General features: G+C 53.2%; 8 protein-coding genes and 2 pseudogenes. 6 read left to right on the top strand and 4 right to left on the bottom strand.

Translation table 11 applies throughout. The features are described from left to right. Positions 1–59 precede the first annotated feature (59 nt). From ssb to ABRZ26_RS20555, 4 genes and pseudogenes are all read right to left on the bottom strand, one after another. Positions 60–461 carry a single-stranded DNA-binding protein gene (gene ssb, locus ABRZ26_RS20570; protein ID WP_413556357.1) on the bottom strand — a complete coding sequence of 134 codons (402 nt, stop codon included), beginning with the start codon at positions 459–461 and terminating at the stop codon, positions 60–62. Then, complete coding sequence (locus ABRZ26_RS20565) at positions 439–963, bottom strand: DUF3158 family protein (RefSeq protein ID WP_319605982.1); 525 nt, start codon at positions 961–963, stop codon at positions 439–441. The genes ssb and ABRZ26_RS20565 overlap by 23 nt, the downstream gene beginning before the upstream one ends. Further along, the gene (locus tag ABRZ26_RS20560; protein ID WP_319605981.1) at positions 956–1,327 is read right to left on the bottom strand and encodes an AcaB family transcriptional regulator; all 372 of its coding nucleotides are present in this window, start codon (positions 1,325–1,327) and stop codon (positions 956–958) included. The genes ABRZ26_RS20565 and ABRZ26_RS20560 overlap by 8 nt, the downstream gene beginning before the upstream one ends. A 38-nt stretch (positions 1,328–1,365) precedes the next feature. After that, positions 1,366–2,151: pseudogene (locus ABRZ26_RS20555) on the bottom strand (tyrosine-type recombinase/integrase); the annotation flags it as partial. 726 nt (positions 2,152–2,877) lie between these two features. Between ABRZ26_RS20555 and ABRZ26_RS20550 the strand changes: the two are divergent. The 6 genes and pseudogenes from ABRZ26_RS20550 to ABRZ26_RS20525 form a co-directional block, all read left to right on the top strand. Further along, positions 2,878–3,909, top strand: a complete 1,032-nt coding sequence (locus ABRZ26_RS20550) for a hypothetical protein (RefSeq protein ID WP_319605980.1) — start codon at positions 2,878–2,880, stop codon at positions 3,907–3,909. Positions 3,910–3,911: 2 nt separating this feature from the next. Continuing rightward, positions 3,912–5,519: a hypothetical protein gene (locus ABRZ26_RS20545; RefSeq protein ID WP_319605979.1), complete on the top strand. Its 1,608-nt coding sequence runs from the start codon at positions 3,912–3,914 to the stop codon at positions 5,517–5,519. After that, positions 5,516–7,222 (top strand): nuclease-related domain-containing DEAD/DEAH box helicase, encoded by a 1,707-nt coding sequence (locus tag ABRZ26_RS20540; protein WP_319606056.1) that lies wholly within the window; start codon positions 5,516–5,518, stop codon positions 7,220–7,222. Before ABRZ26_RS20545 ends, ABRZ26_RS20540 begins: the two co-directional genes overlap by 4 nt. A 1-nt stretch (position 7,223) precedes the next feature. Next, positions 7,224–10,928: a helicase-related protein gene (locus tag ABRZ26_RS20535; RefSeq protein WP_319605978.1), complete on the top strand. Its 3,705-nt coding sequence runs from the start codon at positions 7,224–7,226 to the stop codon at positions 10,926–10,928. Further along, positions 10,918–12,849, top strand: a complete 1,932-nt coding sequence (gene drmB, locus ABRZ26_RS20530; RefSeq protein WP_319605977.1) for a DrmB family protein — start codon at positions 10,918–10,920, stop codon at positions 12,847–12,849. Before ABRZ26_RS20535 ends, drmB begins: the two co-directional genes overlap by 11 nt. A gap of 429 nt (positions 12,850–13,278) precedes the next feature. Continuing rightward, positions 13,279–13,437, top strand: a pseudogene (locus tag ABRZ26_RS20525) (transposase); the annotation flags it as partial. Positions 13,438–13,582 lie beyond the last annotated feature (145 nt).

The following is a 13,582-nucleotide window of genomic DNA, read 5'->3' as shown; positions in this document are numbered from 1 at the left end:
ATGCATTTATAAATACGGTAAAAAAAGAATGACGCCCGTCAGGGCGTCACCAGAGCGAGTTACTCGTTATTTTCCGTTTCAGGAGAGGGTCCCGGCTCTTTGTCTGTATCAGGTTTACTGCCCAGCATCTGCAACGTGCCGTTAATATCGATAACCACCTCGGTGGACAGCCGCTCCGCGCCCAGGTTGTCTTGCCATTTTCTGACTTGTAACCGTCCTTCCAGATACACCTGCGTTCCTTTTTTCAGGTGTTTTGCCGCGATTTCCGCCAGTTTGTTGTACACCACAATCCGGTGCCATTGGGTGCGTTCTTTGGTTTCCCCGGTTTCCTTGTCTTTCCAGACATCCCCGGTGGCGACCGAAAAAACGGCGACCGGCTGTTTATCCGCCGTATAACGCACCTCCGGATCCTGTCCCAGAAAACCGATCAGGCAGACTTTATTCAATCCACGTTGGGCCATAGTGATTATCCTCGTGTTGATGTGTTGCAGGGGAGTCTGACGCCGATAGCGCGGCTGAACGGGCGTCAGCCATTTTGAGGGAGCATTCGCGGATCTGGCGCAGCAGGAAGGTGGTTATCGACATCTGCATGTTGAAGAGGATCCGATCCTGTTCGATCGCCAGCAGCGCGTCCCTGATTTGCAGCGGTTGTGAGGCGTCTTGTAGCAGCGCGCGCCATGCCGGTGTGCCGGAGCGATTGTTCTGCTGATTGCGCCAGCGCAGAAAATTTGCACCAGAGCGGGCTGGCCCACGGCATAACAGCAAGGGTAAGTTTCGTAACGGCCAGCGCCAGGCACGGTGAATGATCCGCGTCTGTAGCTGGTGCAGGGTCGCCGCCGCGTCTGCTGCAGATTGCGCTGATAGTTGCGGCTCCCTTACCCTTAAAAGGCCTTTTAGACAGCTTTCGTAAGCAAGCCAGTCCTCGCGGGTCAGCGCCTGGTATCTGGAGGCTGGATCAGTCATCGTCGTCTCCGGGCTCTGTCGCAGTAACCGTCGATACGTCAAGGTCTGGCCCATCAGTGGAAGGTTCATCTGGCGCAGAGACAGGAATATCAGCCATAGGTTCAGGTTTATCCTCTGAGGCAGACCGGAGTGGTGGCGCATAGGCCGAGCGTCGGGAGCCGTCAAAGATATCGTCCGGCACGGGACCGGCTAATTCTTCCGCCGCCTGTGCGCGGGCATTGCCGTCGCGGATATCCTGCCGGGTAACGGGAATACGCCGGTATTTCTGGGCCAGCACAAAAATACTGCGGAGCAGGTTGCCGCCGCGCTGACGAATGTCGTTGAGCTCCACGCGGTTAATCAGCGCCATGTGATTCGCCAGCATCAGGTTGCGCATTAGCTTGTCGAAATCGGTCAGCAGATAGCGGGAATGGTCCAGATTCTATTTTTGAAATCTATCTCGCGCCAGCGAGCGAAGCGCAGTTCGCTGGAACGGATAAACAGGTGCAGGGTGAGCAGTACCGCCAGCCGGGTCAGTTCCCGGCCTTGCTGATAGTTTTCAATGCGTTCCAGCAGCTCAGGCAGACGTTCCAGCGGCAGAGCCGGATAGTGGCGTCTAACCGGCGGAGCCGTTACGCCAACTAAATTCAACGCCGGGTTGTTTTCCACCCATCCTTGCTGAACAGCGTAACGCATAATATTGCACAGGTGCTGCCGCGCGCGGGATGCGACCTCCAGCAAACCTTTTTCCTCAATACCTTTCAGCAGGGCAGTGAAGTGTCGGGTTTTCAGTTCCGTTATCGGCAGATTACCGATCGCCGGGAGGATGTGATTGTTCATACTGGCAAGCAGGCGGGCAGCATGGTTCTCCGACCAGGTTCTGTTGCTTTTATGCCAGCTCAGCGCAACGGTCTTGAAGCTCTTTGCTGGTGAACGAGCCGCCTTTTCAGCGGCTCGTTGCTGCGCCGGGTTGATATTTAGAGCCAGCAGTTTGCGGATGCCGTCGCGCTGTTGCCGGGCATCGGTCAGCGATACATCGGGATAAGTGCCTAAACTGAGGCGAGACTCTTTGCCATTGATACGATATTTGAGATACCAGAGACGTGAACCGCCTGGATTAACCAAAAGGTATAGACCGTGTGAATCGGAAACTTTGAAGGGATTAGCGGATGATTTTAAGTTGCGGATTTTTGAGTCGTTAAGAGACATTTGGGGGTCACTCCATTATCGAACCAACCTGACCCCAAATCTGACCACCATTTTTTCCCGATGCGGAGGGAAAACTAGAAACGCACCGGGAAGGTTTTTCACGCTAACCTGTTGAATAAATGTACAAATAGGGATTCGCAAGGATGCATGAAAACAAGTAAATGGCTCCTCTGACTGGTATCTCCTTTGCCAGTAACTGGCTAATAAATAGGCTAAACCTGAATTTTCATCATGTCAAGAACACCAGAATGACCACCAATAGTTGCGGGGTTTGCAAAACTGATTTGAGCGCTCTACTATAGGTGGTGATCGTTACCTGAAAGGAAAACGTAGTTAGAGCAGGCATCGAAGAGTCTGCCTAAGTGGAACTATGTTCAATTCAAAGAGATCTAAAAGTCAGCTCAGTGCCAGAGGCATACCCTGCGAGCATCATGGTGTATGGTGTAGTAAACGGGGATTACTATATCTCCAACCTTTATTAATCAGGCTTTTTATAAATAGGTTTTTAGTAATGTAATGCACTCCCAAATTAAAGGCAGCCGTTAGAAGTATGATGCTGGCTGGATTGGGACAGATGCCCATCACATTGCTGCAAAAATGACCACGTTCAATAAATATAACAAGATGTCCGAGAAATCACGTTATATGAGATTTTCATTTATCTGTCGGAGTGATTTAATCGAGTCTAAATTTATTTAGGATACTTGTAGCCTCGGGATTGCTTAGATGCAATATTTTGAAGTGGATACGTTTTATGACGAGGTCCCTATATGGGCTGCTACTGCTCTAAGTCTGGGGTATCGGTGGAACCTAGGTTGCGGTAATGCTCGCCGGATCGGTCTGTTGTCGATGCCGTGCGAGTCGGAGGCCGCTGGTCTTATCGCTCTGGGCGCCCTGCGGAGCGATCTTGAGCGTACGACGGCAAACCACGTAGATATGTACTTCGATTTTCTACTGCGAACATGCCGCGAGCGTATTGCCGCGAAAGTGCGATGCGGGACCCATCCTGAAGAGCCCTCGTGGGATGTGTGTAACTCTGTTGACGATACTCGCTGGCGTTTTGTTGCCTTTAATGGCGAGTTAGATGCCATTGTTCTCGAGAAAGCTACATACCGGCCTTTTGTCAAAAGGAAGGGCAAAAGTATCCCTAATCCGCACGGGGTCTGCACCAGGTACATCATGCGTGGCAACGCCATCCGCTGGCAGTTGCGCGATTGCCCGTTGCCGCAGTTACCTCCTGACGGGAAGGGGCTGGAATACTCCGAGTATCGCGATCTCCCGGGCTGCATTGGCCCTATCTTGGAAGCAAATCTGCGCCAGTCCTATGACGGCCTAGTCTTGGTTGGGCAGGGGGCAGGGCGTGACTCCAGCTATATGCAGAAGCTTTATGCTGCGGGTTTCGCAACAGCTGACCGCAGGTCTTCGCTGGGCGATCTGCTGACCTTGCATCACAGTGAGCGGCAATACATACGGCGCCTTCGCTTCCTCAACGAGCGAGTGCATCAAGACGACGCCGTACATGCGGCCTGGTTAGTGGTGGCCGATGGCATATCGGCGCTGCTCTGTGCGGAGAAACTGTTTCCCTCAAGCGACATCATTGGTGTCTGCAATCGTGATGCATCTGTCGAGTCGATCCTCCAGTTTAAGGACTGGCTGAATAATATCTGCCGCTACTACAAAGATACGGACGCCAGCAATTGTCTGTTGGGCGAAATGCAAACCGGAATGCAGCTGCGCGTGCTGCAACGAGGGATGTGACCATGATTATCCCGACAACCGCGCGCTTGCAGTTTCTAGAGAGTAATCCGCCGGTCCAAGAGCTCTTTATTGGCGAGTCTCCGCTTTTTTCCGCGATCCGCCACCATATGCGGATACTTTATTCAGCGCTTTATCAGCCAGATAGCGATCTTTACGTGAACGAGTCGGCCCTGCTGCTTCGCTTCGAGATGCAGAAGTGGCTGACGTCACCTTTGATACCCGATATTGGCCTTTTTTCCCGCTGTGGCCTTGCCGATGCAGCACAGATTCACCGGCAGTGGGGGGAGCATGCCGCACAAACCTTCGAGCTCCTAAAAGACCTGATCACCTGTTACGCTGAGGAGGGCTCTGTACTTAATGCAGAGTTCGTCCGGTTATTCATCGAACTTAAGTGCGAATATGGGAAAGACAACGTCAGGATCTGGTGCCAGCCCAAAGAACGCGACCTTTTTAGCGAGCTGCTCGAAGGGCTGGTCGATCTTGATGATGGGAGATTCGTAAGCACACTTGCCGAGTACCGCAAGATCCCTCCGGCAGATGCGTTGATCCGATTCGGGCCTTTGCGCACCCGTGGCTTCGGCAGTGCGCCGGAGGCATTGATTACTTCCCCATCATACCGTCGGCTGGTCCGCTTTGTCTGGGCAGGGCTGGCAGATGAGGAAGGATTTGCCGATGACCCGGTACTGCCCACCTACAACTATCTGGCCAGTCTGCATTCAGTCCGGACAACCGTTAGCGGTAATCCCGTAACGGTGATCGTGCCTCCTGCGGCTGAACAAGTTGATGATCTTGTGTTCCTTGACAAGAAGACGTCCGCGGGCAAAGCCTTGCATCGATGTGTGCTAGTGGAGTTTCCAGCTGAGTACGGAGTGCTTCTTCGTCCGGGTTCCCGCTTGCTTGTGTTCAGTCCCCACCGCACCGACCTTGAGGCCATTGGCTACAGACAGATTAATGAAGTAGAGGCAGATGATTACCTGCTGATTCACGATGCTGATGCTGACCTTGGTGAGGTTAGTGTCGATGCCTCCAAAGCGCCGCTGGCCGCCCTCTGGAAAAAGGCGCTGGCTGATACTTGGAAACGACACCCCATTATATGTCTTCAGAGAATGCGGCAAGCTGGCATTGATCTCCAGGATCTGTGTCGTGCGGTCCACAAATGGAAAGAAAGCAATGGTACTGTGATTTCGGCGCCACGGAGTAAGAGGCATTTCGAAGCATTGCTGACAAAGGTACTTGATCCGGATCTTATTCCACTGATGGTGGTTGATGGCGGAACTGTTCCTGGATGGCGTCGGGCGTGGAGAGAGGTCGAAGCCTCTCGGGTTAACGCGATAAAACACGGCGCGGTTGAGCATGCCATTGTAAATGAACAACTTACTGCGGGGCTGCGTAGAGAATTGTCTGCTATTCGTAGCATGCTCTCGTTAGTAGATGTATACCCTCACCGGCTTGAGCCGGAAAGTGGACTGACCGGCAGCGTGTTATTTAAACCTGTGATTAGTATTTCTCCGGACTTCGCTGCTCCGGCAGAGGTGTTGGAAAAACCGCTCAAGCTGGCGATTGCTGAAAGCTATCGCGCAGTCTTAGGAGGTGAACATCTGTGCGCATGATTCCCGGATTTATCGATGAGACTTCACCGCCCGGTGAGATTGACCTTTACCGCAAACTCGAAAGTGCCCAGTACAACTGGACCGTTATCCACTCGCTGGATCTGGCACCGAGCAACCATAACAGGCGTACCGAACTTGATTTTGTGATTGTGATTCCCGACGTTGGCATTCTCTGCATTGAAGTCAAATCGCATCGAGAGATTGGCTTCGACGGCGATCACTGGTACCCAGAAAGCATCACAAAATCGCCGTTCCGCCAAGCACAGGATGCACGTTATGCACTGCGGCGCCGGCTGGTGGAGCGGCTATCGATCTTTTCTCAAGTTCCGGTGATTCACTGCTGTGTTTTCCCTCGGGCCGATTTTACCGTGCCGCCCAATTTGTCGGTTAGTCCATACGAGGTGATGGACCGTTACCGGTTTGATGCCTGTACAACGGGAGATGCGCTTTGTGAAGCTCTTAAAACCATGGCCCTGCGGATCATCAATGCGGATCCAACGATCACCCTGTTGAAGGCACAATTGTCAGGGCAGCAGGTTGAGGATTTCGTCAGTTTTTGCTTCCCCATCCGCACGCGCCGGCCGGAAAAGATCACCGAAATTCGCTATCGCGAGGAGGAGCTTGAGAAGCTATTGCGCGATCAGCAATACCCGGTGCTTCGTTTGACGGATTACAACCCGAGGGTGCTCGTTGAAGGGGGGGCAGGAACCGGTAAGTCACTGATAGGCATCAGCGTGGCGCGGCTCAAGGCGGCTCAAGGTCTAAGAGTAGGTTATCTCTGTTTTAACAGGCTGATCGGTCAATGGGCCGCCAGTCAGCTGGAGGAAGAACACAACCCGCTTTTGGTCGGAGGATCTGCCCTAAGCGTGTTGATGTCCCTGACTGGGATCCGTGTGCCGGAAAATCCAAACGATGATTTTTGGTCTGAAGTAGCGCTGGTGATCCAAGACCGACTCACGGATCCATCATGTGTACATGATGCTCAGTTTGACTATCTGGTCATCGACGAAGCGCAGGATATTCTCGGGCGCCCAGACCTGTTGGACTGTATTCGTCTGCTTATGGATGGTGATTTAGATGGCGGCCGCTTCCTGATGTTAGGTGACTTCCGCAACCAGGTACTGACAGGAGCAACGGCACTGGAGCTCCCCTTGGTCGCCGTGCGTAAGAATTCAGCATGCTGGGTGCTTACGGAAAACTGCCGAAATTATAAGTCTATCGGTATGCTTGCGATGATGCTCTCCAAGGCTGACCAGAGGACTTATTCCGGATACCTTCGTCAGGGCGGCGGTCTGCATACCTGGAATTGGGAGCCGTACCTGGACGCAACCGAGCAAGTCCGTAAAATCATCGCATGTATAGATGCGGCTCTGGCCAGTGGATTTTGTGAGGCTGACATTACGCTGCTCTCCTTCGGTGCGGAGCAGTACTCAGTGTTGCCAGTGCTTCGCGAGACATGCGGTCGTTCCTTCGCAAATGCCGGCAATGCGGGTGCCAGGGATATCCGCTGGTCGACTGTAGGAGCCTACAAGGGCCTTGAGAACAAGGTCATCATCATCACAGATGTAATTCCATCTGACAGAGGGTTTGATCGCAGCCGTTTCTATACGGGAATTACCCGGGCCCAGGAGCGGCTCTATCTTTTTTATCATGCGTCGTGCGCTTCACTGCTTACTCAGTGGGTCACAAGTGCAGGGAAATAATATGAATAATGAACGATCTGCCGAGATTGAATTTTTGCGCGGTGAGTTGGTGGGGCCGGCGCGCGTCATCGAAGCCGTTCCAACCAACGGTACGGTTACTATTGATGCACAAGGCAGCTTCCGGCTTTCCGGGGAAGCTTTCGGGCCCCTTTACTACCAATGCGGAGACAGCAACGTTCTGCAGGAAATCGTCCACTACCATAGCGAAACGCCTATGCAACGTTATGGCACAGGCCTTTTGTACCCACGTAACCACATGCAGGGGATGGTTATTGACGATCACGCGGACTCTGGATCATCCACCGGGCTAATAAACGACGGTGAGCAGGGTGAGAATGCATCGACTGAGACAGTGCTGGCAGTGGTCTCCGATCCGGAAGTGTCGACGTTGCCTGCAATGTTTGCCAGCGGTGACTCAGCTTTAGAGGGAGCCGACGTGGAGGCGGATGGCGATGATTTCGAGGTTGGCAGTGACGATATGTACCAACCCTCAGTCATGGGGATTAGCTTCTGCCTGGAGGAGAGTGAAGGCGAGTTTGTTGTGTCGCTTCCCACTGCGAAAAAGTTCTTTTGGCAGTCACCAGAGGCGGCCGCGTTCCCAGTCAACGGAAGGTATGAACCCTGTATCAAAGTAACGAACAAGGAAAATGGTGAACATCGGACGGAGGCATGGCGGCGTGTGCCGGCTACAACTGATGCTACGTGTGAGCGATTTCTGTTGGCTAGCCTAACGCCCGGGAAAACCGAGTCAAGAAGCCTGAGCTTGCCTGGGGGGCTTGCTCTACAAATCCAGGTTTTTCCACGACGCATGCATGGGAAGTGGATTGTCACATGCGTACTGCGCAACCAACAGGATGCTCAAGCGGCCAAGAGCAAAGCAGATCAGATCCGAAGTATCCTTTTTCAGGCGTATTTCGAGGTGCGGGTGCAAGGCGGTGCAGTCTTTAGCTGTTACCCTGAAGGAGTCAGGCCGTTCACACAGCTCGATGATGACGAGAAAATGCTCTCCCTGCTGTACCGTGACCAAGCCACTTGGGCGATCGGACACGGCTGTGCGGCGGGATGGGATCTTGTTGAAGGGGGAGCACCGGATGCTATTTTCGCGGATGTGATGCCGGCCGTGGAACTGCCGAGTATGACTCCTGACATCACGGACCGCGAGGGAAACCCTGTCACCCTGTCTATGCGTGGTCTGGCGGGGCTTGCAACCTTTGCCCGGGGCGCTCAGGGCTGGGCACCACTTGAGAGTCTTGCGCAAGAGTATGCCGCTTGGATTGATGCTCGCGAGGCAGACAGCGAGAAACTGTCGCCCCAGTCGCGTGATGAAGCCACAAGGCATCTGGATGCCTGCCGCCAAAGCCTCAAACGTATCAGACATGGCATTGAGATCCTGCAAACCGACACCACTGCACTGGAGGCGTTTCGTCTGGCCAATCAGGCAATGCTGCTCCAGCAGGTAGCGTCCAAACAGATCTCTCGTCGCCCGCTAGTTCTCTTCAACAACCACGTGGTCGCCGAGGACGTACCAGAAGGACAGCCACGCACACCTTGGGAGGTGTGGATTGATGGCTCCGAAAAACAAGGGGTCGGCAAATGGCGGGCCTTTCAGGCAGCATTCTTGCTGATGAGTATCTCTGGACTGGTTGAGGAACGTTGTGATGACCGGGAAATCGTCGACCTGATCTGGTTTCCCACCGGAGGAGGCAAGACCGAAGCCTATCTCGCTGTCGCCGCTTTCTACATGTTCCACCAGCGCTTGATTTCGCGCCTGGATGATGAACTACGCCGCGATGGCACCAATGTATTCATGCGTTATACCCTGCGGATGCTGACCACACAGCAATTCCAGCGTGCTGCCAGTCTTATCTGCGCTATGGAACAGATCAGGGTGCGTCGGGAAAAAGAGGCTGCCAGCCCCTCGCTAGGGACCTCCCGCTTCACACTTGGACTTTGGGTTGGTGGTGATGGTTCACCAAATAAATGGGCTGATGCCAGCACAGCAGTCCGCAAATATGACTCCGGAGATGTGACAGGAAATCCATTAGTCCTGACGGAGTGTCCTTGGTGCCGGAGCACAATCGGCCGACTGACTCAAGCCGCGTCCAGTAAAGGCAAGAAGAATAAGAACAGTAATCTGGCAGGTGTGGTCGGTGGAAAGCAGCCGTACCTGATGTGCTCTGACACTGGATGTGAATATGGTGGCGAACGCTGCAGACTACCTGTCGAGGTTATCGACGAAGCTATCTACAAAGATCCACCATCCATGTTTATCGGGACAGCTGACAAGTTCGCAATGATGGCCTGGAAGCCGGAAACCGGCGCACTCTTTGGCTTGGGTCATGGTAAGGAGGGGGCGGTGATTCCTGTCAGGTACCCCCCAGGACTGGTGATCCAGGATGAGTTTCACCTGATTTCAGGGCCTTTGGGTACGATCTATGGCTTGTATGAGGGGGTGATCGAGCAGCTTTGTAGCGCAAAGAACGGGCTAAAACCCAAGATAATCGCTTCGACCGCCACCATTCGGGGGGCAGCAGAGCAGGTACGTGCTGTTTATTCCCGTGAGAAGCTGCAGCTGTTCCCCAGCCCGGGGCTGGAGATGGGCGACTCGTTTTTCGGCCGTTACGCTAAGGGCAAAGACGGACAACTGAAAGAGGGCCGACTCTACCTGGGCATTCACGCCAGTGGTTACCGGTCTTTCCTGACGACTCAGGTCCGCGCATTTTCGACTGTTTTGTTCAGAGCGTGGATGTTCGATGACAACAAAAAAGATGCATGGTGGACCCTGCTGGCTTTTTACAACAGCTTGCGTGAGCTGGGGGGGGCCCAGACCCTGTTCCAGTCTGACATCGCTGCACGTCTGAAGGACTATTCATCGCGTTATGGACTCAAAGGTGACCCTCAACGCTACCTCAATACAGTGGAAGAGTTGACCAGTCGTCAGAGTCAGGCACAGCTGGTTGAGTTAATGGATCGGTTGGCGCGCCCTTGGGATTCTAGGGACAGCCTGGATGCCTGTCTTGCGTCCAATATCATCGAAGTTGGCGTGGATATCGACCGGCTTGCGTTGATGGCTGTTGTCGGTCAGCCCAAGTCAACCGCTCAGTACATTCAGGTGACAGGCCGGGTAGGACGGCGCTGGTGGGAGCGTCCTGGACTGATTCTGAGCATGTTCAACCCGGGGAAGAGTCGTGACCGCTCGCACTTTGAACAGTTTCACAGTTATCACCGCCGCCTCTATGAGCGGGTCGAACCGACTTCCGCTACACCATTTTCGGTCGAAGCCGTGGAACGCGCACTGGCAGGCGTAATGCTGCTATGGGCACGGCAGCGGCATGATGCCCCATCGCCCGGAGAGGCCTTCGGTGACTATGCCGGCTATTTGAATGAGGCACTTGAGCTGCTGCTTGAACGATGCCGGGCCATCATGAAGGATCAACCAGATGAATTGGGTCGAGTATGCGAAGCCATGCGCAAAGTACACAGTGAACTCCTCAAGAAGTGGCAAACCAATCCCCAAAAGTGGTGGGCGTATCCGCAAAAGAAAGATGAAGAGTATCTGATGCTATGGACAGGTGAGTTCGCGACTAGGGAGCAAAAACGAAAAGGAATACGGGTTCTCAGCAGTATGCGCAATGTTGACGGCACTGCCCGGGCAGCAATCAGCAGCAACTATTTAGACGAGGAGCACACAAAGCATGGCCAGTGACATTCGGCTGGGGCAATTGATCGCCCCCTTCGGGCCGGGAAGCATCTACACCGACAAGAACGGTATACCTAATATAATCTGCGGGCTAGACTTCTGGCATAAACAGAGGGATGAGAAAGGCGAATGGAAGTTGGATGATGCCGCCATGCGCAGGCATGTGATTGACGAGCCTCGACTATCTGCGCTGCTCAAGGTTCCACAATTCCGCCAGCCGCCAGAGTACTGCCGTGACGACCAGAATCCGGGGCTGTCGGGGCTGGAAATCCAGACTCACCGCTTTCCTACTTGGTATGTCGACAGCTACAGCGGAAAAATGCGCCGTTTCAACCTGGAAACCCGGAAACTTGCCCCTCTCGAAAATGGCAAAAAATCAAATTGGCGGCCCGTGCGTTTCATCAGTGCCTGCAGCCAGGGGCATATTGCAGATTTCCCATGGAAAGCTTGGTGTGGATGTACCTGCCTAGGGGATAGCGGACTGGTACTTAAGGATTCCGGCGGCCCGGATCTGGGGTCCGTTAAAGTTTCCTGCTCCATATGCAATAAATGGAAAACCCTGGCGGGAGCAATGAGCATGGTACGCGATCCGGACAGTGGTAAAATCGATAAATCCGGACTTAAGTCGGCAGGGATCGTCTGTAGTGGTGAACGCCCTTGGCTGGGCTTGGCAGCCCAGCCATGCCAGGAACCCCCTGTAGCAGTGCTGATCAACCAGTCGAACATCTATTTTGGAAAGGTGCTGTCTTCAATCTACCTGCCGGATATGAGCAGCGAACAGTGTGTTACTGACATACAGAAGATACTGAGACATGATGATCGGGATTTAAGCCTCGTAAAGACACTTATCCAATTCGGAGCTATCTCGGACGCACTAAAAAAGCTCCATGATATCCTGCTCCCCTATTACCCCAGCCTGCCTGATGATGCGTTGATCATGCAGGCCATGAACGCCCTCAACCAAGGCTCCTCGCTGGCAGACGAAGGCCCGGTACCTGTCATGGAAGAGTCCGAGTCGCAGAAATTTCGTCGTGCCGAGTACAATGTTCTGCGCAATAAAGTAGATCTGGGAGTAGATGACGAACTAAGGGTAGTACCAAGCCAGGTTCCTGATGGAATGAAGCGCTGGTTCGGGCGGCTCAATCTGGTCGAACGGCTGCGGGAAACCCGGGTTTTCTGCGGATTTGACCGCCTGATACGTGAAAGGGAGCCGCTGGCTAGCATGCCGGCCTCAGCTATGAACCAGCTTTTCCTTCACCCGCCGAAACCAGAACTTCAGTGGCTGCCTGCTATCAAGAATTATGGTGAAGGTGTTTTTGTCGAGTTGGATGAGGCAGCCATCAGCAATTGGCTTGCAAAGAATGCCGAGTGGCTCGCACACCGGCTGGACCCGGGGTTTGTGGCACGCATGGCTGACGAGAAAAACCTGATGCCACCGCTCCAGAGTAATTATGTTACGCCGCAATGGGCTGCACGATACCTTCTGGTTCACACCTTAGCTCACATCATAGTCAACCAGATGGTGTTCGAATGTGGTTATTCCTCAGCTTCGCTGAAAGAACGCATCTTTGTATCTAGCGATCCAGAGACACCAATGGCGGCCTTCCTTATTTACACCGCAGCCGGAGATTCGGAAGGTAGTCTGGGCGGGCTGGTTCGTATTGGCCGGCCTGAGCTTTTCGAGCCGATGGTTCTCAGAGCTCTTTCCCGGGCGTCTTGGTGCTCTGCCGACCCTGTCTGTTCGGAGGATTTGGGCGGGACGGGTTCACGACGGGTCAACAAAGCAGCCTGCCATGCCTGTGTGCTATTGCCGGAAACAGCATGCGAAACACTCAATAGCGGGCTGGATCGCGCTATGGTCATAGGGATGCCACAGGCACCGCAGCATGGGTTCTTCGCGGAATTGATTAATGAATTTTCCATCTGATTTACTTTAGCCACTCAGCACAGCGATCCAAGAAAAGGCTACGATTGAAACTAATCTAGGCGGTACCCTTAAAGTGATGAAGATATAATCTCACATATTCTCAACAGATTAAGAGCTATGCTGTGTCCCGCCGTTAGCTGTGATCAGCTGAACAATGATGCACAATGGGGCTCATCGAGCCCCATTTTTCTTATCGTCGTCTGAGTGGACTACTTAAACTTTAACCACGCTAAATGTTCATGAGTACCTATTTTTTTAAGCCATTTTAAATAACTCTGAGGTGTCTATCAAACTCGCAGCGATTCAGAATGAATTAGCTGAGCCTCAGATAGTCCTGATGGTTCGTCATTTCAGAAATGTAGTGGTTTACTGAATTTGGCCACCTGAACAGAGGTGATATGCTCACCTCAGAACAACACAGGTGCTCCAATGAAAAGAAGAAATTTTAGTCCTGAATTCAAACGCGAATCTGCTCAGCTGGTTGTCGATCAAAACTACACCGTCTCTGATGCCGCTAAGGCTATGGATGTAGGTCTTTCCACGATGAAGAAATGGGTCAAACAACTGCGTGATGAGCGTCAGGGCAAAATGATCCTACCCACGAAGGGTGGACACGCTGTTAAGCGAGTAAAATCGTTAACAAGGTGAACCATGACGCAAGCAAAATCTGTGAAGAAGACATCCCGTAATCAATATACCCCGGAGTTTCGCCAGCAGGCGCTGGCGCTGGCTG

Source organism: Brenneria sp. L4-2C (assembly GCF_040240335.1).
In the GTDB taxonomy this organism is placed as follows: Bacteria; Pseudomonadota; Gammaproteobacteria; order Enterobacterales; family Enterobacteriaceae; genus Brenneria.
The sequence above is the reverse complement of the archived record's forward strand: the minus strand, read 5'-3'. Positions and strand labels throughout refer to the sequence as shown.

Excerpts from the sequence above, each read along its gene's own strand:
- ABRZ26_RS20550 (WP_319605980.1), top strand. The coding sequence starts at position 2,878 with ATGCAATATTTTGAAGTGGATACGTTTTATGACGAGGTCCCTATATGG.
- drmB (WP_319605977.1), top strand. The coding sequence starts at position 10,918 with ATGGCCAGTGACATTCGGCTGGGGCAATTGATCGCCCCCTTCGGGCCG.
- ABRZ26_RS20545 (WP_319605979.1), top strand. The coding sequence starts at position 3,912 with ATGATTATCCCGACAACCGCGCGCTTGCAGTTTCTAGAGAGTAATCCG.
- ABRZ26_RS20560 (WP_319605981.1), bottom strand. The coding sequence starts at position 1,327 with ATGCTGGCGAATCACATGGCGCTGATTAACCGCGTGGAGCTCAACGAC.
- ssb (WP_413556357.1), bottom strand. The coding sequence starts at position 461 with ATGGCCCAACGTGGATTGAATAAAGTCTGCCTGATCGGTTTTCTGGGA.
- ABRZ26_RS20540 (WP_319606056.1), top strand. The coding sequence starts at position 5,516 with ATGATTCCCGGATTTATCGATGAGACTTCACCGCCCGGTGAGATTGAC.
- ABRZ26_RS20565 (WP_319605982.1), bottom strand. The coding sequence starts at position 963 with ATGACTGATCCAGCCTCCAGATACCAGGCGCTGACCCGCGAGGACTGG.
- ABRZ26_RS20535 (WP_319605978.1), top strand. The coding sequence starts at position 7,224 with ATGAATAATGAACGATCTGCCGAGATTGAATTTTTGCGCGGTGAGTTG.